At 50.3% G+C, this 22,558-nt stretch carries 27 protein-coding genes; 16 read left to right on the forward strand and 11 right to left on the reverse strand.

The features are described 5' to 3' along the window. Positions 1-20: 20 nt before the first annotated feature. The 5 genes from MHH82_RS12015 to MHH82_RS12035 all read left to right on the forward strand — a co-directional run bounded on the left by MHH82_RS12015 (position 21) and on the right by MHH82_RS12035 (position 3,926). Positions 21-317 carry a rhodanese-like domain-containing protein gene (locus MHH82_RS12015; RefSeq protein ID WP_340965803.1) on the forward strand — a complete coding sequence of 99 codons (297 nt, stop codon included), beginning with the start codon at positions 21-23 and terminating at the stop codon, positions 315-317. 111 nt (positions 318-428) lie between these two features. Next, positions 429-1,016 (forward strand): sulfurtransferase TusA family protein, encoded by a 588-nt coding sequence (locus MHH82_RS12020; protein WP_340965805.1) that lies wholly within the window; start codon positions 429-431, stop codon positions 1,014-1,016. Between the two features lie 109 nt (positions 1,017-1,125). Further along, positions 1,126-2,253, forward strand: coding sequence for an MBL fold metallo-hydrolase (locus MHH82_RS12025; RefSeq protein ID WP_340965807.1), 1,128 nt, complete (start codon positions 1,126-1,128; stop codon positions 2,251-2,253). A 170-nt stretch (positions 2,254-2,423) separates the two neighbouring features. Beyond that, positions 2,424-3,206, forward strand: coding sequence for a sulfite exporter TauE/SafE family protein (locus tag MHH82_RS12030; RefSeq protein ID WP_251494030.1), 783 nt, complete (start codon positions 2,424-2,426; stop codon positions 3,204-3,206). 114 nt (positions 3,207-3,320) lie between these two features. Then, positions 3,321-3,926 (forward strand): class I SAM-dependent methyltransferase, encoded by a 606-nt coding sequence (locus MHH82_RS12035; RefSeq protein WP_251498705.1) that lies wholly within the window; start codon positions 3,321-3,323, stop codon positions 3,924-3,926. Positions 3,927-3,943: 17 nt separating this feature from the next. Here MHH82_RS12035 and MHH82_RS12040 read toward each other — a convergent pair whose 3' ends face one another. Next, positions 3,944-4,747, reverse strand: a complete 804-nt coding sequence (locus tag MHH82_RS12040; RefSeq protein ID WP_036665529.1) for an AraC family transcriptional regulator — start codon at positions 4,745-4,747, stop codon at positions 3,944-3,946. A gap of 245 nt (positions 4,748-4,992) precedes the next feature. Here MHH82_RS12040 and MHH82_RS12045 point away from each other — a divergent pair, with 245 nt between their 5' ends. The 3 genes from MHH82_RS12045 to MHH82_RS12055 all read left to right on the forward strand — a co-directional run bounded on the left by MHH82_RS12045 (position 4,993) and on the right by MHH82_RS12055 (position 8,515). Then, a complete protein-coding gene (locus tag MHH82_RS12045) occupies positions 4,993-6,453 on the forward strand; it encodes a sulfatase family protein (RefSeq protein WP_340965810.1) in 1,461 nt (486 codons plus the stop codon). An 83-nt stretch (positions 6,454-6,536) separates the two neighbouring features. Then, positions 6,537-7,517 carry a formylglycine-generating enzyme family protein gene (locus MHH82_RS12050; protein WP_445661962.1) on the forward strand — a complete coding sequence of 327 codons (981 nt, stop codon included), beginning with the start codon at positions 6,537-6,539 and terminating at the stop codon, positions 7,515-7,517. Further along, positions 7,514-8,515 (forward strand): phosphotransferase enzyme family protein, encoded by a 1,002-nt coding sequence (locus MHH82_RS12055; RefSeq protein WP_251494036.1) that lies wholly within the window; start codon positions 7,514-7,516, stop codon positions 8,513-8,515. The genes MHH82_RS12050 and MHH82_RS12055 overlap by 4 nt, the downstream gene beginning before the upstream one ends. 90 nt (positions 8,516-8,605) lie before the next feature. On the opposite strand, the gene MHH82_RS12060 is transcribed toward MHH82_RS12055, so the two are convergent. Further along, positions 8,606-9,202 carry a YjgB family protein gene (locus tag MHH82_RS12060; RefSeq protein ID WP_251494038.1) on the reverse strand — a complete coding sequence of 199 codons (597 nt, stop codon included), beginning with the start codon at positions 9,200-9,202 and terminating at the stop codon, positions 8,606-8,608. 327 nt (positions 9,203-9,529) lie between these two features. On the opposite strand from MHH82_RS12060, the gene MHH82_RS12065 reads away from it, so the two are divergent. Then, positions 9,530-10,327 (forward strand): formate/nitrite transporter family protein, encoded by a 798-nt coding sequence (locus MHH82_RS12065; protein ID WP_145035645.1) that lies wholly within the window; start codon positions 9,530-9,532, stop codon positions 10,325-10,327. Positions 10,328-10,355: 28 nt separating this feature from the next. Here the strand turns inward: MHH82_RS12065 and MHH82_RS12070 are convergent, their stop codons facing one another. The 4 genes from MHH82_RS12070 to MHH82_RS12085 all read right to left on the reverse strand — a co-directional run bounded on the left by MHH82_RS12070 (position 10,356) and on the right by MHH82_RS12085 (position 14,241). Next, positions 10,356-10,883, reverse strand: a complete 528-nt coding sequence (locus MHH82_RS12070; protein ID WP_015734640.1) for a GNAT family N-acetyltransferase — start codon at positions 10,881-10,883, stop codon at positions 10,356-10,358. 211 nt (positions 10,884-11,094) lie between these two features. Beyond that, complete coding sequence (locus MHH82_RS12075) at positions 11,095-12,933, reverse strand: UbiD family decarboxylase (protein ID WP_251494041.1); 1,839 nt, start codon at positions 12,931-12,933, stop codon at positions 11,095-11,097. Between the two features lie 100 nt (positions 12,934-13,033). Further along, a complete protein-coding gene (locus tag MHH82_RS12080) occupies positions 13,034-13,687 on the reverse strand; it encodes a GNAT family N-acetyltransferase (RefSeq protein ID WP_251494044.1) in 654 nt (217 codons plus the stop codon). Beyond that, positions 13,684-14,241, reverse strand: a complete 558-nt coding sequence (locus MHH82_RS12085) for a hypothetical protein (protein ID WP_340965816.1) — start codon at positions 14,239-14,241, stop codon at positions 13,684-13,686. The genes MHH82_RS12080 and MHH82_RS12085 overlap by 4 nt, the downstream gene beginning before the upstream one ends. A 168-nt stretch (positions 14,242-14,409) precedes the next feature. Between MHH82_RS12085 and MHH82_RS12090 the strand changes: the two genes are divergently transcribed. The 4 genes from MHH82_RS12090 (at position 14,410) to MHH82_RS12105 (ending at position 16,203) form a co-directional block, all read left to right on the forward strand. Then, positions 14,410-15,012, forward strand: coding sequence for a TetR/AcrR family transcriptional regulator (locus MHH82_RS12090; RefSeq protein WP_015734643.1), 603 nt, complete (start codon positions 14,410-14,412; stop codon positions 15,010-15,012). A 156-nt stretch (positions 15,013-15,168) separates the two neighbouring features. Beyond that, entirely contained in the window at positions 15,169-15,384 is a 216-nt protein-coding gene (locus MHH82_RS12095; RefSeq protein ID WP_009591395.1) for a bacteriocin immunity protein, read from the forward strand. 85 nt (positions 15,385-15,469) lie between these two features. Then, positions 15,470-15,670, forward strand: coding sequence for a hypothetical protein (locus MHH82_RS12100; protein WP_041621971.1), 201 nt, complete (start codon positions 15,470-15,472; stop codon positions 15,668-15,670). A 59-nt stretch (positions 15,671-15,729) separates the two neighbouring features. Beyond that, positions 15,730-16,203 (forward strand): immunity 63 family protein, encoded by a 474-nt coding sequence (locus tag MHH82_RS12105; RefSeq protein ID WP_340965820.1) that lies wholly within the window; start codon positions 15,730-15,732, stop codon positions 16,201-16,203. A 172-nt stretch (positions 16,204-16,375) separates the two neighbouring features. Here MHH82_RS12105 and MHH82_RS12110 read toward each other — a convergent pair whose 3' ends face one another. The 5 genes from MHH82_RS12110 to MHH82_RS12130 all read right to left on the reverse strand — a co-directional run bounded on the left by MHH82_RS12110 (position 16,376) and on the right by MHH82_RS12130 (position 18,890). Further along, positions 16,376-16,654 carry a YxcD family protein gene (locus tag MHH82_RS12110; RefSeq protein WP_009591356.1) on the reverse strand — a complete coding sequence of 93 codons (279 nt, stop codon included), beginning with the start codon at positions 16,652-16,654 and terminating at the stop codon, positions 16,376-16,378. Positions 16,655-16,657: 3 nt separating this feature from the next. Further along, the gene (locus tag MHH82_RS12115) at positions 16,658-17,101 is read right to left on the reverse strand and encodes a membrane protein (RefSeq protein WP_015734645.1); all 444 of its coding nucleotides are present in this window, start codon (positions 17,099-17,101) and stop codon (positions 16,658-16,660) included. A 55-nt stretch (positions 17,102-17,156) separates the two neighbouring features. Next, positions 17,157-17,735: a PadR family transcriptional regulator gene (locus MHH82_RS12120; RefSeq protein WP_015734646.1), complete on the reverse strand. Its 579-nt coding sequence runs from the start codon at positions 17,733-17,735 to the stop codon at positions 17,157-17,159. A gap of 204 nt (positions 17,736-17,939) precedes the next feature. Then, positions 17,940-18,509, reverse strand: coding sequence for a beta-class carbonic anhydrase (locus MHH82_RS12125; protein ID WP_009591389.1), 570 nt, complete (start codon positions 18,507-18,509; stop codon positions 17,940-17,942). Between the two features lie 51 nt (positions 18,510-18,560). Further along, a complete protein-coding gene (locus MHH82_RS12130; protein ID WP_015734647.1) occupies positions 18,561-18,890 on the reverse strand; it encodes an iron-sulfur cluster biosynthesis family protein in 330 nt (109 codons plus the stop codon). A 128-nt stretch (positions 18,891-19,018) separates the two neighbouring features. Here MHH82_RS12130 and MHH82_RS12135 point away from each other — a divergent pair, with 128 nt between their 5' ends. The 3 genes from MHH82_RS12135 to MHH82_RS12145 all read left to right on the forward strand — a co-directional run bounded on the left by MHH82_RS12135 (position 19,019) and on the right by MHH82_RS12145 (position 22,556). Beyond that, positions 19,019-20,539 carry a carboxypeptidase M32 gene (locus MHH82_RS12135; protein ID WP_251494053.1) on the forward strand — a complete coding sequence of 507 codons (1,521 nt, stop codon included), beginning with the start codon at positions 19,019-19,021 and terminating at the stop codon, positions 20,537-20,539. Between the two features lie 198 nt (positions 20,540-20,737). Beyond that, positions 20,738-21,742, forward strand: a complete 1,005-nt coding sequence (locus MHH82_RS12140) for an ABC transporter substrate-binding protein (protein ID WP_036665493.1) — start codon at positions 20,738-20,740, stop codon at positions 21,740-21,742. A 40-nt stretch (positions 21,743-21,782) separates the two neighbouring features. Beyond that, positions 21,783-22,556, forward strand: a complete 774-nt coding sequence (locus MHH82_RS12145; protein ID WP_015734650.1) for an ABC transporter ATP-binding protein — start codon at positions 21,783-21,785, stop codon at positions 22,554-22,556. Positions 22,557-22,558 lie beyond the last annotated feature (2 nt).

Consider the following 22,558-nt stretch of genomic DNA (forward strand, 5'->3'; position numbering starts at 1 on the left):
AAAAGGAGTGCTGATCAATTATGAGAGAAATTTCTCCAAAAGATCTAGAGCGGATGTTGAGTGACGGGACAGCCGTGAATATCATTGATGTGCGAGAAGCGGAAGAAGTCGCGGAAGGGAAAATTCCGGGAGCCGTCAACATTCCCCTCGGTCTGATTGAATTCCGCAAGCAGGATCTTGATCGGTCGAAAGAATATGTCATGGTATGCCGTTCCGGCGGCCGCAGCGGTCGTGCAGCTGAATATTTGGAAGGCCAAGGCTATCACGTAGTCAATATGACGGGCGGCATGCTCGCATGGGAGGGCAAAACAGAGTAATCGTGTCTGTTTGAAAAGAATGGGTGTGTTAGTCACCCCTTTTTTTGAAATGAAACATACCCCTATGGGTATATAGGGTATACAAACAAAACAATGGAGGTTGTATGTGATATGGCAGCAATTGAATCGAATATGAAGCTGGACGCTAAGGGGCTGGCATGCCCGATGCCCATCGTCCGCACGAAAAAAGCGATGAAGGATCTTGAAGCCGGTTATGTGCTGGAGGTAGAGGCAACCGACAAAGGTTCCAAGGCCGACATGCAGGCATGGGCGGAAAGCACGGGCCATCAATATCTCGGTACGATTGAAGAGGGGGATGTGCTGAAGCACTACCTTCGCAAATCGTCAGGGGAAGAAACGGCAGAACGAAGCTATCCACATGTAGCGTCTAATGATCAGCTGGAGGAGAAACTTGCGTCCGGAGCGCCAATCATCGTCCTGGATGTGAGGGAAGCGGCGGAGTTTGCTTTCAGGCATATTCGCAATGCCGTATCGATTCCGCTTGGCGAACTGGATGAACGCATGGTCGAGCTGAACAAAGAGGATGAGATCTATGTCATCTGCCGTACCGGGACGCGGAGTGACCTCGCTGCGCAAAAGCTCTCAGCTAAAGGCTATGCAAGCATTATAAACGTGGTGCCGGGCATGTGCGGCTGGAGAGGAGAAACGTTGGGCTTGAATGATGGCGCAGATGCTTAAGATGGCTGTCCAATAAGCATGCTTAGCACTTCGTATTTACAATGGGCAGCCGGAAGGAATGTGCAATTTATCAGATCCAATGACTGAATTTAAGAGGAGGAAGAGCACCATGACAATAAGAGAAATGAAAGTGCAAGAAGTGGCCATGAAGGTGATTCGCAAAGAGAGCCTGTTTCTATTGGACGTGCGGAACCCTTCGGATTTTGAAGATTGGAAGATTGAGGGCGAAGGAGTTCGGCATTTGAATATCCCTTATTTTGATTTGATTGACGGCGTGGAAGAAATATTGGATCAAATCCCGATGGATCAAGAAGTGCTGGTTGTATGCGCCAAGGAAGGCTCGTCGGTGATGGTGGCCGAGATGCTGGCCGAGCACGGACGGAATGTCGCTTACTTAAAAGGGGGGATGAAAGCCTGGAGCGAACATCTAGTCCCGCTGAAAATCGGCAGCTTGGCGGATGGCGGCACGCTATATCAGTTTGTTCGTATCGGCAAAGGCTGTTTGTCTTATATGGCGGTATCGAACGGCGAAGCGGCATTGTTTGACGCTACCCGCATGACGGAGGTATATCTTGAATTTGCCGAAAGCGTGGATGCCCAAATCAAGCATGTGTTCGATACCCATCTCCATGCAGACCATATTTCCGGCGGTCGAATGATTGCAGAGCAGACAGGAGCCGTATACTGGCTTCCGCCAGAGGATGCCAGCGAGGTCGTGATTAAATACGAGCCGTTGAAGAACGGCGATCAAGTGGTGATTGGCGGGAGCACCATCCGCATCGATGCGCTCCATTCTCCAGGTCATACCATCGGGTCCACTTCGTTTGTCATAGATGACCGCTACCTGCTGACAGGCGATATTCTGTTTATCGATTCCATCGGCCGTCCGGACCTGGCGGGACTGGCAGACGATTGGGTCGGCGATTTGCGGGAGACGCTCTATGCCCGCTACCCCCATCTATCGGATGATCTGACCGTGCTGCCGGCCCATTTCATGATCATGGACGAATTGAACGAGGACGGGACGATTGCGAAGAAATTGGGAGAGCTGTATCGGGAAAACCATGGCCTCAACATCGCCGACGAGACGGAATTCCGAACATTGGTAACGCAGAATCTGCCGCCGCAGCCTAACAGCTATCAGGAAATCCGTCAAACCAACATGGGGAAAATGAACCCTGACACCGAGCAGCAGCGTGAGATGGAGATTGGGCCGAACCGCTGCGCCGTTCGTTAATTTGGACCATGACAATCGGATGTTAAGAGGCAGGATTATTCATAATTATGAGTCATAGCAAGGGTCGATAACAAGATCGGCCATGGATATAAACGTATGAAACAAGATATAAAGAGATCCGAGGGAACCTGAAGGTTCCCTTTTCTAAAGAGAAATAAGGGGGCAGCACGATGGAACTAAGTATATCCTTCATCATTACGATATTTTTTATCGGATTCATTGGCTCTTATATATCAGGGATGGTTGGCATCGGCGGATCGATTATCAAATACCCGATGCTGCTGTATATCCCGCCGTTATTCGGCCTTGCGGCTTTCACCGCGCATGAAGTATCGGGCATAAGCGCCGTACAGGTATTTTTTGCCACGATCGGGGGCGTGTGGGCATACCGCAAGGGCGGATATCTGAACAAAATGCTCATTATCTATATGGGTTCGGCCATATTGCTGGGCAGCTTCATCGGCGGTTTCGGCTCCAAGATGATGAGCGAAGGCGGCATCAATCTCATCTACGGCATATTGGCGCTGATTGCGGCCGTGATGATGTTCATCCCGAACAAAGGGGTGGACGATATCCCCCTGGATCAGGTCAAGTTCAACAAATGGCTGGCCGCTGCACTGGCTCTTGTGGTCGGAATCGGAGCCGGTATCGTCGGAGCGGCCGGCGCGTTCCTGCTCGTTCCGATCATGCTGGTTGTATTGAAAATACCGACGCGGATGACCATTGCCACCTCGCTTGCGATCACCTTCATCTCATCCATCGGTTCGACGGTTGGCAAGCTGACGACGGGGCAAGTGGATTATATCCCGGCCCTTATTATGGTTGTTGCCAGCTTGATCGCTTCTCCACTTGGAGCTGCCGCAGGCAAGAAAATGAACACGAAGTTCCTGCAGATCATTCTGGCCGTTTTGATCCTGGCTACAGCCATCAAAATTTGGCTGGACATTCTATGATGGTTCTATCGTTTAAGTAAGAGGATATGCTGCAGAGGATGAAACAGGCATGGTAATATGGTGATATGCCCAATGTTATCCAAGTAACTGATGATCAATAGGGGGGATCCAATGATGAATCCATGGAATGAACGGTTTCAGGGCGAAGACTATGTCTTTGGAACCGAGCCCAATGTATTTATAGCCGACATGCATAAGAGGTTGGCATTAACGGGTAATGCGCTTGCGATCGCGGAGGGCGAAGGACGAAATGCGGTGTTTCTGGCTCGCGAAGGCATGAACGTTACCGTGTGGGATTATGCGGAGTCCGGCCTGAACAAAGCCAATAAGCTGGCCGAAGCCAGTGGCGTTGAGATTCACACCGAGCTTGTGGACCTTGGGGAAGCGCAGTGGACGAAGGAGCAATGGGATGAGATCATTTGCGTGTTCGGACATTTTCCCAAAGAATTGAGAACAAGGACGTTGGAAGGCGTGAAAACCGCGGTGAAGCAGGGAGGATATTTTCTCACCGAAGTGTATTCCCCGTACCAGATTCCCTATCGCAGCGGGGGACCGCAAGATCCACAGTTTTTATACGCGCCCGGGGATTTCCTCGAAGCTTTTGCGGATTGGCGAATTGTCCATTTTTTCATGGGTGAGGTCGTTCGGCAGGAAGGACAGGGGCATCAGGGCTTGTCCCATGTCATTCAGTTTGCGGGGCAAAAGCCGTCAATCAAATAAATATTTGCGAATAAGCATTAGGTGAACAGCTTGGATACATCGGACCGGTCGCCCTGTTGCACATAGTCGGAGGGTGACAGACCGGTGTATTTTTTAAACATGCGATAAAAATAGGACGTGTCATAATAACCCAGATAGTGGGCGATATGAGCGATTGTCATGTCGGAATGAAGCAGTAGGCCGCACGCTTCCAGCACGCGCAGCTGGTGCATGTACCGAATCGGGGAATGACCGTACACCTCCTTGAAGAGGGCGGTGGCATAATTCGGGGAACGATGGATTAACTTTGCGAGTTTATCGATTTCGATCGGTTCGCGGTAATGGTCCAACAGATACGATTTGATGGTGTCCGCATAGTTTCTTTTGCTTGGCGGTAGCTCGGTCTTCTCAAGTTCCCGGGCCAACATGCCGAGCAGCTCCTGCATGATGCCCTGACAGATCATGGAGCGGTAGCTTTTACCGCCGCGGATCTCCTCGAATAATCGCTCGCAGCGGCGGTAGGCATACTGAATATGCGTTAGGTTGAATTTAAGGCATTGACTCCCATCCAGAAACGGAATGCCTGTGGGTACATGAGGATCCATCGTAAAGAGAATGGTATATTTCCGATGGGGGATGCCATTCCAGTTGCCGCCGCTCCGTCTCGTCAATTGCGGGATAAAGAGCACGTCTTCTTCTTCAGCAATGATCTCCTCCCCGTTGATTTCATACCTCACTTTGCCTTCTCTTACCACAACAAGCACGTTGTATTGTATCGTCTCAAGTTGAGTCCGCCAGTTCGGGATATGGTCATCAAAATTCACGCTCATCAACTGGATCAAAGTCAAGCACCTCTCAGTGATTTTATACCTATAGCCTAGCATATTTTTGCTTTACTTGAGTAGGTGTTCATTGGTGTTTTCAAGTCTCCTGACTAAACTTGGAGTAGAATCGTACAACAAATTAACGAAATGTACATCGACTCAACACGAAGCATTGGCCTATAATTTCTGTCAAAAGCAGTCATTCTGTAAACGCTGACAGGTAAGGATATGAGAAAAGGGATGAGGAAGGAAGCGATGCGTGTATGAGAGTATTATTGCTGGATTTGGACTCGACCAGACCGGATCATTTAGGGTGCTACGGATACCATCGGAATACGTCGCCCAACATTGACCGGATAGCGGCGGAAGGCGTACGCTTCGACAATTACTATACCTCCGACGCTCCATGTTTTCCATCAAGAACCGCGCTGATGACCGGCAAGTTCGGCATTCATAACGGGGTCGTGGGCCATGGAGGCTCGGCAGCGGACGTCCGGCATGAAGGCATTACGCGGGATTTCCGCGACAAGCTGGCTTCGGAGAGTTTTCCCGCCATTTTTCGCCGTGCCGGCATGAAAACCGCGTTGATCAGTCCGTTCGGAGAGCGGCATTCCGCCTGGACCTTCTATGCGGGCTTCAATGAAATGTATAATACAGGCAAAGGCGGCTTGGAGTCGGCTGAGGAAGTGTCTCCGGTCGTGCTGGACTGGCTGGATCGCAACGCCGATGAAGATAACTGGATGCTCTATGTGAACTTCTGGGATCCGCATACGCCGTATCGTGCACCTCAGTCGCTGGGCAATCCGTTCGAGCATGATCCTCTTCCGGAGTGGTTATCCGAAGACGTGCTTCAGGAGCATCAGAAGAAGGTCGGCCCGCATGGTGTAAACGAAATTAACATGTATAATAGTGATGTATCCCCCAATTACCCGCGTCATCCCGGAGAGATTCGGACGATGGAGGATTTGCGGACGATGGTGGACGGCTATGATTGCGGCATCCGGCATATGGACGAGCATATCGGGGCCATCTTCGAGCTGTTGGAATCCAAGGGTGTTATGGATGACTTGATCGTAATCATAACGGCGGATCATGGCGAGAACATGGGGGAGCTTGGGATTTATGGCGAACATGCCACAGCGGATCAGGGAACCTGCCGCATTCCGATGATTATCCGAGGGCCCGGCATCATGCAAGGGATATCGGATCGCAATCTGCACTATCATCTGGATCTACTGCCTACGATGGCGGAATATATGAACGTGGCACCGGCAAGAAGCTGGGATGGAATCAGTTATGCCGAGACCCTGCGAAGCGGACGCGAGAGCGGCAGGGAGTATCTGGTTGTATCCCAATGTGCACACGTCTGCCAGCGAAGCGTGCGGTTTGGAGATTGGCTGTACATTCGCACCTATCATGACGGTTTTCATCTGTTCGACAAAGAAATGCTGTTCCATATCACCGAGGACGTTTATGAACAGCACAACCAGGCGTCTCAAAGACCGGATCTTTGCCGGGAGGCCGTCTACCTGCTGAATGAGTGGCATGATCAAATGATGTCGACAATGCCGTTTGACGTGGATCCATTGTGGACGGTCATGAAAGAGGGGGGACCTTACCACGCCAAAGGTCATTTGCCCCGGTATATCGAGCGTTTGAAGAACACGGGCCGGGGAGAAGCGGTGCCGGAGCTGATGCGCCGCCATCCTCGGGAGTTCGTGTAATCGCAATAGCAAGGTGAAGCAGGATAACCGCTTTGAAAGCGGTTATCCTGTTCTCCGTATCAAGGATAGGAGGAACAGATAACATGGGAGAACCACATTCCTGCTGCGCAGGATCCAGAGTGCAGTCGACGGGATCCGGCCAGAAGGCTCTTATTGGCACTATGGGAGACGAAAAGTATGATGAACAGTCTCATCCTGATCTTCATACCGATATGATCAAGCTGCCTGGAGGGACGTTTACGATGGGCACGAATTCGAATGAAGGTTTCCCTCGTGACGGCGAAGGGCCGGCTCGCAGCGTAACCGTCTCCGGATTTGAGATCTCGCCCCATGCCGTAACGAATGGGGAATATCAACGGTTTGTGGAAGCCACCGGTTATGTGACGGAAGCGGAACGGTTCGGCTGGTCGTTTGTATTTGAACTGCTGGCTTCGGAGGAAACGAAGGCAGCAGTAGCCCAGGTGCCGCAAGAGGTGCCTTGGTGGCTGGTGGTCGAAGGGGCTTACTGGGCAGCACCCGAGGGGGCGGATTCCAGCATCGAAGACCGGATGGACCATCCGGTGGTACATATATCCTGGAACGATGCCGAGGCTTACTGTCAATGGGCGGGCGTGCGGCTTCCGACGGAAGCGGAATGGGAATATGCGGCGCGCGGCGGATTGGAGGGCAAGACCTATCCATGGGGAGATCTGCTGAAACAGGACGGAGAGCATCAATGCAACATATGGCAGGGCAAATTTCCGGTCAAAAATAACGCCAGCGACGGGTACATCGGAACCGCGCCGGTGATTGCTTACAAACCGAACGGATACGGACTGTACAACATGTCCGGCAACGTATGGGAATGGTGCGGCGATTGGTTCAGCCCGTCGTATCATCAACAGACCACGGCCATCAATCCGTTCTATGGGGAGCCTACCGGCAGAAGGTCGATGCGCGGGGGCTCGTACCTGTGCCACAGATCCTACTGCAACCGGTATCGAGTCGCGGCGCGGAGCGGGAATACACCCGACAGCTCGACGGGCAACTGCGGTTTCCGGGTGGTGAGGGATGGTGGATCATGATTCAGCAGCTTCTGCAATCGTATTGGCCCGAGTGGTACGGAGATACGGTGAAAGGCCCTACGGGCTGGAACAATACGACCCTTTTTATTCATAACCCGCATCGGCGTTCGGTCATGCGCATTTACAATACCCATCGTGACAAGGCAAGGATCGAATTCGAGTTTGCGGTTTTGGACTCGCTCCAGCGGGCACCCCTTAGCTTTAAGGTCCCAACGCCTGTTCCATCAACGTCTGGCGATAAGAAGGTTCTGGTTCAGGACGGAAGTGATCGATACGCTTGCCTATTCGCATACATTGAAGGAGCGCGACCGGATGAAGAGAGCATTCAAGCGACTTATTCCTTCGGGGAAAAAACGGGAGAACTGGTAAGTGCACTTGCGGCTTGTTCGATTGGAATGGAGCCGGTGTATCCGCCCTATTACGAGCTGCTTCAATCGTATCCTTCATGCAGCCGGACGTTCATTCAGGATTTCTGCAAGCGACCGCCCGTCGAGTTCCAGGAACAAGGAAACGCGCTGCAAATTCTTCAAGAAGCGTACACCGAGATATCCGGCAGGCTGGAATCCCTGAAAAATCTGCCGCAGCAGCTGGTCCACGGGGACCTGAACTTTTCGAACCTGCTCGTAGATTCGGAACAATCGGGCAAGGTCATCGCTTTGCTCGACTTCGAGTTTTGCACAAAGGATGTCAGGGCGATGGAACCTGCGGTCGTTATTTCGGGATTTTTGGGAATGGCGGAAGAGAAGGACGCTATCCGGCAGTTCTGCGAAGGCTTTGCCAGCCGCGTACGGCTGACCGAAGAGGAGATTGCTGCCATACCGGTACTGCTGCGCTTGCGTTTGGTTGACGTTTTCTTGCATTTTTTGAGCCGCTATCGGGAAGGGACCGATGAGTCCCATGTGCTGAAGGAGCAGATCGATATGCTGGCAGCCGGATTGAAGCGGCTGGAGCAAAGTCAGGCATGGATGGAAGACGTGTTAACACGGTATATGATGTAAACCAAAAACCCCGATCTCTTCAAGAGACCGGGGTTTTTCTTAATGTGACGAACCGTTATTCAAGAAAATTAAAATGAATTGATTCAACCGTTACTTTTTCAGCAGATTAATATGATCCAGGTCCGTGCTGCTGTTGAAGATAAACTCCAACTTATATTCTCCACGATGGTAAGTCAGCTTGGTTTGCTTCGTTATTCCGTTCTTGAATGTGGTGGTGGCATCCGGAGCAAACCAATTCTTCTTCAGCATTTTCATGGTGATGCCGCCGATGTTCGTCTGTCGTTCCACATTGGTGCCAAAATAACGCATTTCGCGAATCTTATTCAGCTTGTAGGAGAAGGCGTAGCCCGGATTCCCCATGTTGGCCCCGTATACGTCGAAGGCATCGGCATCCTTGCCTGGCACGGAAGGCTCGCCAATGGCCTTGTACACGTCCTGCTTCGTGCTTTTACCGATCGTTAAGCCGCTGACCGCACCGGGGAATTGTCCCTTCAATGCAGGTTTATAAAAGCTGTTGAGCGTCTTGAGCGCGTGCTCGGCAGCATAATCCTCGGCGTTTGCCGCCGTGGCGGCTTCAGCCTGCTGCAGTGGCAAAACAGCATGATTTGCTCCGAATGCACTAAGGCCGACGACGCCCGCCATAGTCAAAGTGACGATTGCTTTTTTAGCTGGTTGCTTCAAGTTCATGTTGCATCCTCTCCTTTGTAACAACTACTTACCACATGCGCTGCGTATCAAACAAGTGATCCTGACTTATCTTCCCATGATAGTTGATGCTTAAGGGCAATGGGTTACGATTCTATGAAGATGACATTGCAGATTTGATACCTGAAATAAGAAGCCTTGCTTGACTAATGGTTTGAACGATGAATCGGGTACGCCAGTCGGCCGAACATTGATGAATCCGTCCATGACCTGAGCGTTATTCGGAAAATGGGGTAATAGTACAGAGGTGATATGAATTTTTGGAAAAATCGTGTAATCTATATAGAACCGACTTTTTCAGGAGGAATTATGGAAACCGAATCCTTACTCAAGGTGGAGCAGCTTGCTCTCAAAAAACACAAAATTTTTAAACAAAGCCAGCTGCGCTACATCGCCCGCTCCATGCTCGCCAGCATGTTTATCGGCTTTGGCGTCATTGTCGCTTTTAAGACGGGCAACTTTTTTTATCTGGAGCATTCCCCGCTGACTTATCCGATGGCTGCCCTTACGTTTGGCGCGGCGATTATCCTGATCGCGTACGGGGGAGGGGATTTGTTTACAGGGAATACGTTTTATTACACGTATGCCGCTCTCCGCAAGAAATTAAAGTGGCTGGAAGTAGTCAAGCTGTGGATCTTCAGTTATGCAGGAAACATCCTGGGGGCCTGCACGTTTGCGCTGTTGATTTTCTTAACGGGATTATTCACCGATTCTTCCGTGAACGGATTTCTGCTCAATGTGGTGGAACACAAAATGACCACCCCGACGATACAGCTGTTTTTTAGAGCGATTCTGTGCAACTGGCTCGTATGCCTTGCCTTTTTCATCCCCATGTCCCTGAAGGGCGACGGAGCCAAAATGTTTGCCATGATGCTGTTTGTTTTCTGCTTTTTTATCTCCGGATACGAGCACAGCGTTGCGAACATGTGCACCTTTGCCATTGCGCTCGTGCTGAATCATCCGGGCACGATTTCGTTTGATGGCGTATTGCATAATCTGATTCCGGTAACGTTCGGCAATTTGATCGGTGGCGTTCTGTTGATGGGCTTTATGTATTATTTTGTGAACAAGCCTTTTCTGGATGCGAAGGAATCCTCTGGTGAATAAGGTTTGGAAGCGCGCAAGCTTAGCTCCGCTAGCCTTGTAACAATGAATACACCCGCGTATCGTGTGCCGTACCGTTCTGATAGATATACTGGCGCAGGGTTCCTTCCGCTTCGAAACCGAGCTTGGCCAGCAGTGCGTGGGAAGCCTGGTTCTCAATAAAAACGACGGCACCGATGCGGGTTAGGCCAAGCTCCTGAAATCCATATGCCAGGATGGCGGAGGCCGCTTCGCTGGCATACCCTTGCCTCCAGAAGTCGGGATGAAGCTCATATCCGATTTCTGCTCTTCTATGCCGTGGGGACCATGCGTTATATCCGATCGTCCCGATCAGGCCGTGGGCTTCTTTCCTTTCGATGCCCCATCGAATCCCACGCTGTTCTGCGTAGTTGTTCGCGAACAGCTCAATGAATCGGCGAGCTTGCTCGGGGCTGGTCAACGTGTCTTGACCGTAATAGCGGGTCACCTGCTCATGCGAGAAGCAGCTGTAGATCGCCTCGGCATCCTGAAGACGGATTTCACGCAGCCTTAATCGTTGAGTCTCTAATTCTGGAAACATGATCTCTCTCCCTGGATAAACAGTATTGGCTAATATGGATTAGATTTCATTATATAAGATGTATTGATAAAGAGAAGAGGATTGCACGGAATTCGCGTTGTTTCCATCAAAAAATAAAGGGCTGGTCGCAAAGTCAAATGGACGTTGGACCAGCCCTTTACAATTTTATCCCTTCACTTCCTGTTACAGGCTCACCCGCGGTTCTAAGCTTTTAACGCAGCGAAATGCGGCTTAAGCTGCCGCCGTTCGCAAACAAACGCTGGATGCTGCGTTCAACCTCCGCGTCCGGTATCAACGGAGGGGCTTGGTGCGGTTTCGTGCGGGCATCGATAATGACCGTGTCGCAGCCCCAATGCTTGTGCTCATAGCGGCTGTTCACGCCGTGAATGTCATGGGAAGGATTGCTGCGCGTAAAGGTTGCCCAGAGAAAATTGTTGAGTGTTGCGCTCATGAATTCACTGTCATCGCACAGAATGATCATCGGGCAGGAAGGAAGCGAACCTCGTTCCCGGATGGCATCGCTAAGGCTCGACATTTCCTGCGCCACATCGGAATAACTCGTAAAAGGGGCTCCCTGGATGGCGACGATGCCGGGCATGATCCATTTTGCGGGCGCATACCCGGGAAGATCCGTTAACGCCTCAGGCACCGCTTGGCACAAATCCCTTTTTTTATCCCCGACCGCCGCAAATACAACCTTGCTGCCGGTGTTGAGTCCGGTTCCGGAATAATCGAGCGTATCGATCGTGGTATTGGTCTGAAAATGGATGTCCCGTTGCAGATCGATGCGTTCCAATATATAGGTCAAGAAGTCCTCGATGCGATGCGTGCTTAAAGGCTGCTTCTCTTCAGCTGCAATGAATAAATACTTGGCCAAGCTTAATTGGCCCGTGCCCAGTATCCGGTTGGAGATGGTGAGAAGCTCAGCCGGCTGCTTTACTTGTTGATATGGGGTATACCGCTCGCTGCCGATGGCAAAGAGCAAGGGGTGTACCCCGGCAGCATCAACCGCATGGACTTCCTTGACCCCCGGAATTTCTTGCCGGATCGCCCCGCCGGTCAGCTCATGAATCAGCTCCCCGAAGGACGTATCTTCCTGCGGCGGTCTCCCGACGACCGTAAACGGATAGATGGCCTGCTGCTTGGCATAGACTTTATGCACTCGCATGACGGGAAATGGATGGACCAGGCTGTAATAACCCAGATGATCGCCAAAAGGTCCCTCGGGCTTGGTTTCGCCGGGATGGATCTCCCCCGTAATAACAAAATCCGCATCGTGGCTGATGCAGTAACCATCCACATAGCTGTACCGGAAATGTCGTCCCGACAGCAGTCCGGCAAAGGTAAGCTCGCTCATGCCTTCCGGCAGAGGCATAACCGCAGAAATCGTATGGGCAGGGGGCCCCCCGATAAAACAGCTCACTTTCAGCGGCTGACCCAGCTTATTCGCCTTCGCTTGATGGATGCCGATGCCCCGGTGGATTTGGTAATGGATGCCGACTTCCTTGTTCATTTCATATTCATTGCCTGTGAGCTGAACCCGGTACATGCCCAGATTGGAATTCATGACGCCGGGCTTCTCCGGGTCTTCGGAATACACTTGGGGCAGCGTGACGAAAGCGCCGCCGTCGTCCTTCCAGTGCTTAATTAGCGGCAGATCGGAAATTTGGATTTCCAGAAATCCGGGTGGCAGGGCACCTGTTTTTTTGATTGGCAGTGCAGATTTAGCTGCCAGTCCCGTTCCGATATATTTAAAAGGATTTTTGAGCGCCTTCATCGGATCGTTGCGCAGCGCGATAACGTCTTGCGTTGATTCGAAGGTTTCCCGAAAAATGAATTTGCTGCGCTCGATCGTGCCGAACAGGTTGGATACCGCGCGGAACCTTGAACCTTTTACATTCTCAAACAGGAGCGCCGGGCCGCCTGCCTCATAAACCTTCATATGTATGGCCGCCATTTCCAAATGAGGATCGACCTCTTCCTGTATACGAACCAAATGCCCATGTCTCTCCAAATCAACGATGCATTCTTCCAGATTATGATATTTCATTACATAGCTCCAATCGAAGATAGTGAACTTATTCTACTATTATCGACAATCTCGGAGCACAGGTCAATGACACCTAATATAGATGGGACGAATCGTATCTTCAAAGAACCATATCAGAGAGCTTTTTCTGATAGAACATGCAATACACGGCTAGGGCGTTGATTTTTTCTTCATGCCTCAAAACAAATCCCCATCTTTGATACAAATTTACATTCCCTTTATTTTCAGTATCGAGCGCGATTCCATGTGATTTGTTATCCGCATGAACCACTTGGAGCAGGTGCAGCAGCATTGCTGTTCCAATTCCCCTGCCTTGGACCTCCGGATTCACTCCGATCATAACGAGATAATGGTGCGGAGCAGAAGGTGCAGCCGATCTCGTAATTCTCATATAGGAGTTCAGGAACCCTAATGTTTTGACTGGGAGTTGGAATAACAACGGTAAGAGTCTCCCAATCAGCCCAAAAGCGCCCTTCAAACGCTTAAGCTTGCTTAAGCCGGGTTTCTCTACAATGTAGGTACCAAGCAAGATTTCGTTTTCAAAAAAGCCCCATACTTCTTCATTCAGCAGAAAGCTTTTGTCAAACATGAAGGAGATAAATGCGGCCGCCCTGCTTCTTGATTTACGATCAAGCCCCGGATCGCCAAATGCATGCAGAAACAAAGGATCCCGGGCAAATGCCCGGCTCATTATGGATGAAAATAAGTGTTTATCCGATTTGGCCAGCTTGGAAACTCTGCATGAAGTATTCATGCTTTCTCTACAGCTCCCCCATAATGATCGATAGCAAAGCTGTACAATACTTTCAGCATAAACAGGGTGCCGGCCATTAACATGTAGGGCTGGATGCTGGACAGCAAAAACGTACCCCCTATGCCGATCGACAGGAGCAAACCTCCTATAAAATGCTGCGATGATTTCCCGATCAGCGCATTCACGATCACGGCTCCAGTGATGGTATATGCCCATATTCCCACCGCATACGCCATGTCGGTATCCAGCAATACGGCTACCAGGAGAATATGAACGTGAATGGCGATGAACACGATCCGCTGTTTTTTACGGGCTGCATAGAAATTACTGGTCGAGCGAGTGAAGTTGGCGATACAGCCGCAGAAAATATCGAAAATAAACAATAAAGCAAGGATACCGCGCCATAAAGGCAAAGAATGCAGGATATCCGGAAAAACAAGGCTTGCCGCTGTGGTCAGACATCCGCCGAACGCCAAGATGACGAGAATCGTGCCAACGGATTGCTGCTCACCGAATACCTCATGCAGAATCGAAGGAATCCTTATTACTTTCATCACATACCGACCTCATTTCGTCGTAATTTAGTTTAAAATTATGTAGTGAATAAATCGTTTTACTACAAAAAGATTATAACTTCGAATAGGTGGTTGTCAATTGATTTATAGTGAAAACATTGAACTACTCTAAAACTTGATATATACTTCACTTGAGGTGGAGAACGCATGAACGGGTATGAGCGCAGAAAGCATAAAAAAATGGAACAGGTCTTCGATGCTGCTTTCCAGCTGTTTTCAAGGCACGGTTACCAAAAGGTTAGCGTTAACGAAATCGCACAACAGGCAGGCGTGTCACCTGCGACGATATATAACTATTTTGGAACCAAAGATCAGCTCTATCTGGAAATGATCATGTATTGGACGGACAAGCAGTTGGAGGTGTATGAGCGCATTCTGGATTCCGCGCGCTCTTTTGCCGAGAAGACCCGAGAAATCATGCTGTTGGAGGCTAAGAATCTGACCTTTTTATCGGAAGAGTTCCGGAATTTCCAAACCTCCGAGGAACGTGGCATTAGTCAGACCATCCAACGGTACAGTGAGGAGAAGGTGAAAGATTTTTTCATGAAGTTTGTCGCGCTGGGGAAACAAGAAGGTTATATTCATAAGGACCAAACCGAAGAGGTTACGATGCAGTACTTCTCGATGTTCATGAATGAGCTAGGGCGGCGCTGGGATTCGGGGAACCGGGAATATGTCAACGGGAGCATGGAGACCTTGATGGAGCTTTTCTTTTACGGTTTAGCCGGGCAAAAACAAGAAGGCAGTTGATACGGTTTTAACCATAATCAGCTGTTACGGGAGTGCTCTAAACGGGGGATGTCTTGAAAGGTGTAATGGTAGGGGAATGAAAATTCGCTTAAGCGGTTGAATAACTCTGAGAAGGAATTTATTCGGCGCTGGATCGATTACTAGAAAGGACTGTACATGAACGAATTATTAACGAAAGCGCAAATCGTTGATCTGGTGACAAGACTGTATAATGGGGAAGGCAGCGAGGAAGAGGCAGGGGAATGGATAAATCTGCTGCAAAGGAATGTGCCTCACCCTGACATCAGCAATCTGATTTTTTGGCCGGAAGAAGATCTTACACCTGAGGAAATCGTTGAAAAGGCATTGAATTATAAGCCAATAGTACTGTGAGCGATATAGAAACTGGAGATAAAGACAGACCACCACCAAAGTATTTGATATACCTCCGTTATATCCATCATGAAGGTAAAGAAATATGGCGTTAAATTGTAGGAAGCACAATTTACGGGGTGATCGCGACGCGATTGAGAATCATCTGCTTGTCGGCACATATGGCGGAATGCTGCACCTGATTAACCTGGCAAGCGGCATCCGGGATGAATACAGTATAGGCACAGCCCAAATTTGCGAAACAGAACGCTGGATATTCTGGAAGAACCGAGATCCCTTGCGTTGATAAAACCATTAACCATCCCGCGTTGTTTACCTGGCTCCTGAGGGGGATAGATGTCCACTATGCTTACAAAACTAGAAATAATCGATCAAATCCTTCATCTGCTTCATAAGACCTCCATATATGATCCTGAATACGAGAGCGTGGCCACGCTACCTTTTGAAGAGTGGTATATCGGTGATTTGAGTCCGGTTGTGCGGGTCGGAGAGCAGGATTGCGAGCTCGCTATGTATGAAAGAGGCGTGAAAATGCTCAGCAAGAGGACCAAGGATACCGTTGAAGTGGTCTTCTGGATCCTGGAGGATACCATTCATACCATAGCCCATCTCAAGCTTCTGCAAAAATACAAGGTGGATAACGTAACCACCCATTTGAAGTATACCAAGGATGAGATCCAAGAAATGAAGGACATGATCAATGAATCCTTTCTTCAGATCGGAGGACAGTATGAGGAATGGCATAAGGCAGGCAAGCGGAAAGAGCTTGAGTCGTCTAATCCGGGCAGAAACGCAGGTAAATGCACTGAGCGAAGCTAATCATTATGGCGTGCGTATAACTCGCATGATGAATAGGAGAGGGGCCCGAAATGGTTGAAGTGCTTTTCTTGGACGGATATTTTCTGAGGTGTACGAACTGATCTTCATGTTGGTAATTCAAAAAGCAGCCCCTCGCACAATGGCGAAGGGCTGCTTTTTTTAATTCATAGTCTTATTGCTGAACAATGGCGATAATTTCATCTTCCAGCTCAAGTCTTACCTGCTCGCTGTATGCGCGGATATTGTACTCGGAATGAAGGTAGCGGAGAATGGCCTCGATGAGGTTGGCCTCGATCAAATACTGCGTTCTTCCGTTGACCCATACTTCGGCCGTATATCCCGTATCTTCGTCCCAGCTAAGCTCAAGCGATACGTCCGTTGGTTTGACGCCTCTGCGTTCCGCTTGGTGAAGGCAGACCGCATTGACGATTTCGTCCATGCTTAAAACCATGGATTAGTACCGGTTATTGTGATTGTTGTTGTCGCGAGGCTCGTTTTGTTTACGACGATTCTTCACGGCACGTACAACAGCCATAACGATCATAATCAAAGCCCAAATTGCGATCAGGTTAATGAGCAATCCCATGATTTCGCCCATGAAGCCCATGCCGGCGAACATGCTGCCGAAGAGCAAGCCAGCCAGACCGCCGATCATAAGTCCTTTCATCAAGCTGCCGCCGCTAAAAAATCCTGGTTTTTTCGTGTTAGCCGCTGCCCCTGTATTGGAACGGTTGTTTGTTTGTTGCACATTATTGGTATCATTCTTTTTCGGAGTGCTGTTGTATGACTTGGTTCCGGATTTGAAACCTCCGCCACCTCTTCTGGCATCTGCGGAATCAGGCGTCAGCGCTACAAAGAACAGTGTAATCGCTACTAGAATCGTCAATACTTTTTTCATCGTGTTCTGTCGAACCTCCCAGTTAATTTAGAGTATAAAGTGTAATACGGACGAGTCACGATAAGGTTTCAAAATTTGTGCGGCCATGGTTTGAGGCTGTAGCGCGCTGCTGCTGTCTCAGTAATTCCAGTACCCAATCGCACCATTTCAGCTCGGTTTCAGCCATCATCAGTCCTTTGGTAGCGAGCACATAATTGCTGAATGCCTTGCTTCCGATCTCGCGGGTGTCCTCCGGAATCCCCGCTAAAATCTGCTCATAGTAACGCTTTTTCTCCAGATACCCGATTCTGCGGTCCTCGAAAATATCGACGGCGATGCCGATCTCCGTCAACCACAGGCAAAAGGTTCGAAGAGAAAGCTCATCCTTGGTGACTGCAGGCGCAATCGGTTGGTACATCCATTCACGCAGCTTCTGCATGCCTTTTTCTGTAATCGCATAAATTTTTTTGTCCGGTTTATCGCTTTGCTGAACCCAGTGCGAGGACAACAGCTGTTTCTCCTCCATGCTGGACAGCAGTGGATAGATTTGACTGTGTTTGGCTTGCCAAAAAGGCTGTATGCGAAGCATCAAATCGTATCCTGATGATTCTCTTCTTGCTAGTAATCCTAACAAGCCGTATGACAACGTATTCATGGACATAACTCCCTTTGAAACGCATATCGTGGACGCCAAGGCAGGAATGATAATCCGCCTATCGGTCCGGTTGATAAAAAGTGTACACTGAAACTGTATGGTTTGACAACCGGGGGAGGGGGCTTTCTCTCTGCTTTTGGCAAAATTGTGACTAAAAAAGCACAAACGCGTACGCGTTTGTGCTTCCATTTGACTTTGGTTGCTTTATTCGTTCTCATATCCTTCCACGACGAGATCAAGCGCACCGGTGTTGGGGTCGATGACCATGCCATGGACGGGCACGTTTGGGGGAAGGAGCGGGTGGTTTTTAATCAGGCTGACCGTATTTTTCACGCCGTCCGTAATGTTATCGAAACCGCGAAGCCATTTGGATAACCGGATGCCGGAGTTTTCCAGCGTGGACAGCACTTCATCGGAAATGCCGCGGTCTCTCATGTGCTGGATCATATCCTCTGCGTTCAGGGATGCCATGCCGCATTCATAGTGGCCCACAACGATGACTTCTTCCGCGTGAAGCTCGTACAGCGCAACCATGACGCTCCGCATCACGCTCCCGAAAGGCTGGGAAATGATTGCGCCGGCGTTTTTGATGATTTTGACATCGCCATTCTTGAAATTCATCGCTTTTGGCAGAAGTTCGACCAAGCGCGTGTCCATACAGGTGATAATCACGAGTTTCTTCTCAGGAAAACGCCCTGTCAGATAGGATTCGTATTCTTTATTCTCTACAAAGCTGCGATTGTGTTCCAGTATGCTGTTAAGGTGTTTTTCCATCGATTTTTTCTCTCCTTTTGTGTATCTATTATTCGTTTAGAATGCTGCTGCTTACGCTCTGGTATCCACTACCTGGATATTGGTGCCATAATGCTGTCCGCTGCTGTCCAGACGGAAGGCGTAGGCGGCCGGATCGGCATCGAGTTTCATCTTCTCTTCAAAAAAAACAGCTTGCTTGCGGTTCACGATAAACGTTACCGGGCTGTCCGTTTCGACAGCAAGATCATCCGGCGTCGGCTCATCTACAATACGCAGGCCTGGGACGCCGTTGACGGCACATCCGCATCCCTCCGTGTCATAGATCAGCCTGATTGCGCCCGGTTTGTCCCCGAGTTTGTCCTTCAGCTTCAGCTCGGCCTGCGGGGTGAGTTGAATATTCACGGCATCCTGACACTCCTTTATATGTAGATTGTTATTTATTCTTTCTGGAAGTTGATTATATACCTTGTAAAAAGTATCATCAATAGAGTAAACAAGAATCCTATCATAAAAAAAGAAGGTGTGCCGGTATGGCAGTACAACATTTCCAGCAATGGGAACAATTTGAACGATTGGTTCGCAAAATCATGAGTTACTACGAAGCTATTGGCCTACTTCATTGGGATTTACGGACAGGCGCTCCGCGCAAAGGAACCGAGATCCGCTCGGAAACGATCGGGGTTCTCTCCACAGAGGCATTTAAACTGCAAATATCAGAAGAGATGGGAGAGCTGTTGTCTTTCTTTGCCAAACCGGAACAGGTTGAGCAGTTGGATGATCGCAAACGCCGCATGATTGAAGAGGTGCGCAAGGTATACGACCAGAGCAAGTCCATCCCGCCTGAGCGCTTCCAGGAATATTCCATTCTCGCCGCCCAATCGGAGACGAAGTGGGAGGAAGCGAAAAAGAACAGCGATTTTGAAGGCTTCGAACCTTACTTAACGAAGATCGTTGCGTTCAAGCAAGAGTTTATTGATTATTGGGGCGTGAAAAACACCAGATACGATACGCTCCTTGATATGTATGAGCCGGATTTAACGGTGGAAAAGGTGGATGCCATCTTTGACCGCTTGAAAGCGCGTTTGGTACCGCTGGTGCATGCGATCCAGGAATCGCCTTTCAAGCCGAAAGCAGACTTCTTGAAGCAGCTGTTTCCGAAAGAACAGCAGGAGAAATTCAGCTTGTTCCTGCTGGAGCAGATGGGCTACGACTTTGAAGCGGGACGCTTGGACGAGAGCGTGCATCCATTTGCCACGGGCTTGAACCCGGGAGACGTGCGCATTACGACCATGTATCTGCCGGACGATGTGCTGAGCGCGGTATTCAGTTCCCTGCACGAGGGAGGCCATGCCCTTTACGAGCAGAATATCGACAAGGAGCTCGCGGGGACACCGCTCTCCGGCGGTACCTCCATGGGCATCCATGAATCCCAATCCCGTCTGTGGGAAAATATGATCGGCCGCAGCCGTCCGTTTTGGCGCCGTTATTTCGCGGATTTGCAGCAGCACTTCCCGGAACAGTTGAAGGACGTGGACGTAGAGGACTTCTACCTGGCCGCGAACAAGGTGGAGAACTCCCTGATTCGCATCGAAGCGGATGAGCTTACGTATAACCTGCATATCATCATCCGTTATGAGATCGAGAAGAAACTCTTTAACGAAGGTTTGGCGGTGAAGGATCTTCCGGAGACCTGGAACGCGAAGTATAAAGAATACCTCGGGATTATGCCGCCGAACGATGGGATGGGCGTGCTTCAGGACGTTCACTGGTCCGGCGGGGATTTCGGGTATTTCGCCTCGTACTCCCTTGGCAATATGTATGCGGCCCAGATGCTGCACACCATGCGCGAAGAGCTGCCGAATCTGGACCAGCTCATCGAAGCCGGGAACCTGGCTCCGATCAAGGAGTGGCTGACGGACAAGGTATACAAATACGGAAAGAGCGAGAAGCCGTCCGAGATCATCGAACGCGTCACCGGTGAAGAACTGAATCCGGATTATCTGGCCGATTATCTCGAAGAGAAATATAAAGAGATCTACAAACTGTCATAATCACGAGAAGCGCAGCCCGAGAGGCTGCGCTTTTTTTATTCGGAAGAGTTTTGAAACCGGGTCCTTTTTATTCGTTCCCTGCGTAAGTGGAGCCAATCCAAATTTGCCGGCCTGCTCTAACCAGGCGTTTAACCTTTGGGCTGACGCTTGCATATGCTGAAAAGAAACATTGGGTCTATGGGAATGGAGGGTTATCGAATGAAGCGTCAAAAATGGTGGGGGCTGGCTTTATCCTTGCTTCTGGTCTGCGGAGTTGCGCTTGCCGGGTGCGGGGGCGGCGGATCGGCCACGAAGGTCAAGATCGGCGAAGTGACGCGTTCGATCTTCTATGCGCCGCAGTATGTCGCATTGGAGAAAGGATTTTTCAAGGAAGAGGGGCTGGATGTCGAGCTGCAGACGACCCCGGGCGGAGACAAAACGATGACGGCTCTGCTGTCCGGAGCCATCGACGTGGCGCTTGTCGGCTCGGAAACTTCGATTTACGTGTACCAACAGGGGTCTGAAGACCCGGTCATCAATTTCGGGCAGGTGACGCAGACGGACGGCACGTTTCTGATGGCCAGGGATGGATCGGGTGATTTTGACTGGAACAGCCTGAAGGGCAAAGTATTCCTCGGTCAGCGTAAGGGCGGAATGCCGCAGATGGCAGGCGAGTTTACGCTCCGTAACAAAGGAATCGATCCGCATGCGGACCTGGAGCTGATTCAGAACATCGATTTTGCGAACATCGCATCGGCATATGCTTCCGGTACGGGTGAGTTTGTCCAGCTCTTTGAGCCGCAGGCCTCCATATTTGAAAAAGAAGGCCGTGGCAAGGTGGTGGCTTCCTTTGGCGTAGAAAGCGGGCATCTGCCGTACACCGTGTTTATGACAAAGCAAAGCTATATCGACAAAAACGATGCCACGGTGCAGAAGTTTACGAACGCCCTGTACAAGGCACAGCAATGGGTGGATGCGAGCAGCCCCGAAGATATCGCGGATGCGATCCTGCCTTATTTTAAAGACAGCGACCGCGATATCGTGGTGTCCTCGGTCAAGCGCTACAAAGAGCAGGGCAGTTATGCCAGCGATCCGATCGTGGATGAGGCGGAGTGGAACAATCTGCTGGACGTGATGGAGCAAGCCGGGGAACTGAAGGAACGGGTAGCGCCGGATGCCATCGTCAACAACAGCTTTGCCGAAAAAGCCAAGCAAGCTAAATAATCACGTACTCCTGATCCATAGAACGAAAGGAGAGAGCACCATGGTACCGGTAGTTGAATTGAATGATATCGCTCATGTATATGTCACCGATCGGGAAGCCTCTCTGGCTGTGGAAGGAATTCATTTGAAGGTGGAGCCGGGGGAGTTCATCAGTCTGGTAGGGCCTAGCGGATGCGGGAAAACGACCATCTTGTCCGTCATTGCCGGCCTGCTTGCCCCCTCCAAAGGGGCTGCTTACGTAAACGGCAAACCGGTAAACGGACCGTCGCCGGAAGTCGGGTACATGCTGCAGCAGGACTATTTATTTCCTTGGCGCACCATCATGGATAACGCCTTGATCGGATTGGAATTGACGGAGAGGCTGAATCCGCAAAGCCGAAGCGTCGTAGGGAATCTGCTCAGGGAGATGGGGCTCGGGGAGAGCGGTAATCTGTATCCGGCGCAGCTGTCGGGCGGGATGAGGCAGCGGGTAGCGCTCGTCAGGACCTTAGCTACGGATCCGGGACTGCTGCTGCTGGATGAACCTTTCTCCGCGCTGGACTACCAGACGAAGCTGCAGCTTGAGGATTTGATCGTGGAAACCTTGAAGGAGCGGGGAAAGACGGCCATCCTGGTCACTCATGATTTATCCGAAGCGATTGCGATGAGCGACCGGGTCATTCTCTTGAACCGTAATCCCGGGCGGGTTCATCGTTTGTTTGATATTCCCGACAACATCCGCCGGGCGCAGCCGTTTTTTGCTCGCAAGGAGCCGGGGTTCAATGAATTGTTTCATGAAATCTGGGGCGAAATGCAAACGATCGGGAAGGAGTAAAG

The sequence above is a fragment of the Bacillus sp. FSL K6-6540 genome, assembly GCF_038007545.1.

Coding starts and splice junctions, on each gene's coding strand:
- MHH82_RS12140 (WP_036665493.1), top strand. CDS start 20,738: ATGAAGCGTCAAAAATGGTGGGGGCTGGCTTTATCCTTGCTTCTGGTC.
- MHH82_RS12115 (WP_015734645.1), bottom strand. CDS start 17,101: ATGAAAAAAGTATTGACGATTCTAGTAGCGATTACACTGTTCTTTGTA.
- MHH82_RS12145 (WP_015734650.1), top strand. CDS start 21,783: ATGGTACCGGTAGTTGAATTGAATGATATCGCTCATGTATATGTCACC.
- MHH82_RS12075 (WP_251494041.1), bottom strand. CDS start 12,933: ATGAAATATCATAATCTGGAAGAATGCATCGTTGATTTGGAGAGACAT.
- MHH82_RS12050 (WP_445661962.1), top strand. CDS start 6,537: ATGGGAGAACCACATTCCTGCTGCGCAGGATCCAGAGTGCAGTCGACG.
- MHH82_RS12025 (WP_340965807.1), top strand. CDS start 1,126: ATGACAATAAGAGAAATGAAAGTGCAAGAAGTGGCCATGAAGGTGATT.
- MHH82_RS12065 (WP_145035645.1), top strand. CDS start 9,530: ATGGAAACCGAATCCTTACTCAAGGTGGAGCAGCTTGCTCTCAAAAAA.
- MHH82_RS12080 (WP_251494044.1), bottom strand. CDS start 13,687: ATGAATACTTCATGCAGAGTTTCCAAGCTGGCCAAATCGGATAAACAC.
- MHH82_RS12060 (WP_251494038.1), bottom strand. CDS start 9,202: ATGAACTTGAAGCAACCAGCTAAAAAAGCAATCGTCACTTTGACTATG.
- MHH82_RS12120 (WP_015734646.1), bottom strand. CDS start 17,735: ATGAATACGTTGTCATACGGCTTGTTAGGATTACTAGCAAGAAGAGAA.
- MHH82_RS12125 (WP_009591389.1), bottom strand. CDS start 18,509: ATGGAAAAACACCTTAACAGCATACTGGAACACAATCGCAGCTTTGTA.
- MHH82_RS12045 (WP_340965810.1), top strand. CDS start 4,993: ATGAGAGTATTATTGCTGGATTTGGACTCGACCAGACCGGATCATTTA.
- MHH82_RS12020 (WP_340965805.1), top strand. CDS start 429: ATGGCAGCAATTGAATCGAATATGAAGCTGGACGCTAAGGGGCTGGCA.
- MHH82_RS12070 (WP_015734640.1), bottom strand. CDS start 10,883: ATGTTTCCAGAATTAGAGACTCAACGATTAAGGCTGCGTGAAATCCGT.
- MHH82_RS12110 (WP_009591356.1), bottom strand. CDS start 16,654: ATGGTTTTAAGCATGGACGAAATCGTCAATGCGGTCTGCCTTCACCAA.
- MHH82_RS12085 (WP_340965816.1), bottom strand. CDS start 14,241: ATGAAAGTAATAAGGATTCCTTCGATTCTGCATGAGGTATTCGGTGAG.
- MHH82_RS12015 (WP_340965803.1), top strand. CDS start 21: ATGAGAGAAATTTCTCCAAAAGATCTAGAGCGGATGTTGAGTGACGGG.
- MHH82_RS12135 (WP_251494053.1), top strand. CDS start 19,019: ATGGCAGTACAACATTTCCAGCAATGGGAACAATTTGAACGATTGGTT.
- MHH82_RS12055 (WP_251494036.1), top strand. CDS start 7,514: ATGATTCAGCAGCTTCTGCAATCGTATTGGCCCGAGTGGTACGGAGAT.
- MHH82_RS12105 (WP_340965820.1), top strand. CDS start 15,730: ATGCTTACAAAACTAGAAATAATCGATCAAATCCTTCATCTGCTTCAT.
- MHH82_RS12035 (WP_251498705.1), top strand. CDS start 3,321: ATGAATCCATGGAATGAACGGTTTCAGGGCGAAGACTATGTCTTTGGA.
- MHH82_RS12100 (WP_041621971.1), top strand. CDS start 15,470: ATGGCGTTAAATTGTAGGAAGCACAATTTACGGGGTGATCGCGACGCG.
- MHH82_RS12090 (WP_015734643.1), top strand. CDS start 14,410: ATGAACGGGTATGAGCGCAGAAAGCATAAAAAAATGGAACAGGTCTTC.
- MHH82_RS12095 (WP_009591395.1), top strand. CDS start 15,169: ATGAACGAATTATTAACGAAAGCGCAAATCGTTGATCTGGTGACAAGA.
- MHH82_RS12030 (WP_251494030.1), top strand. CDS start 2,424: ATGGAACTAAGTATATCCTTCATCATTACGATATTTTTTATCGGATTC.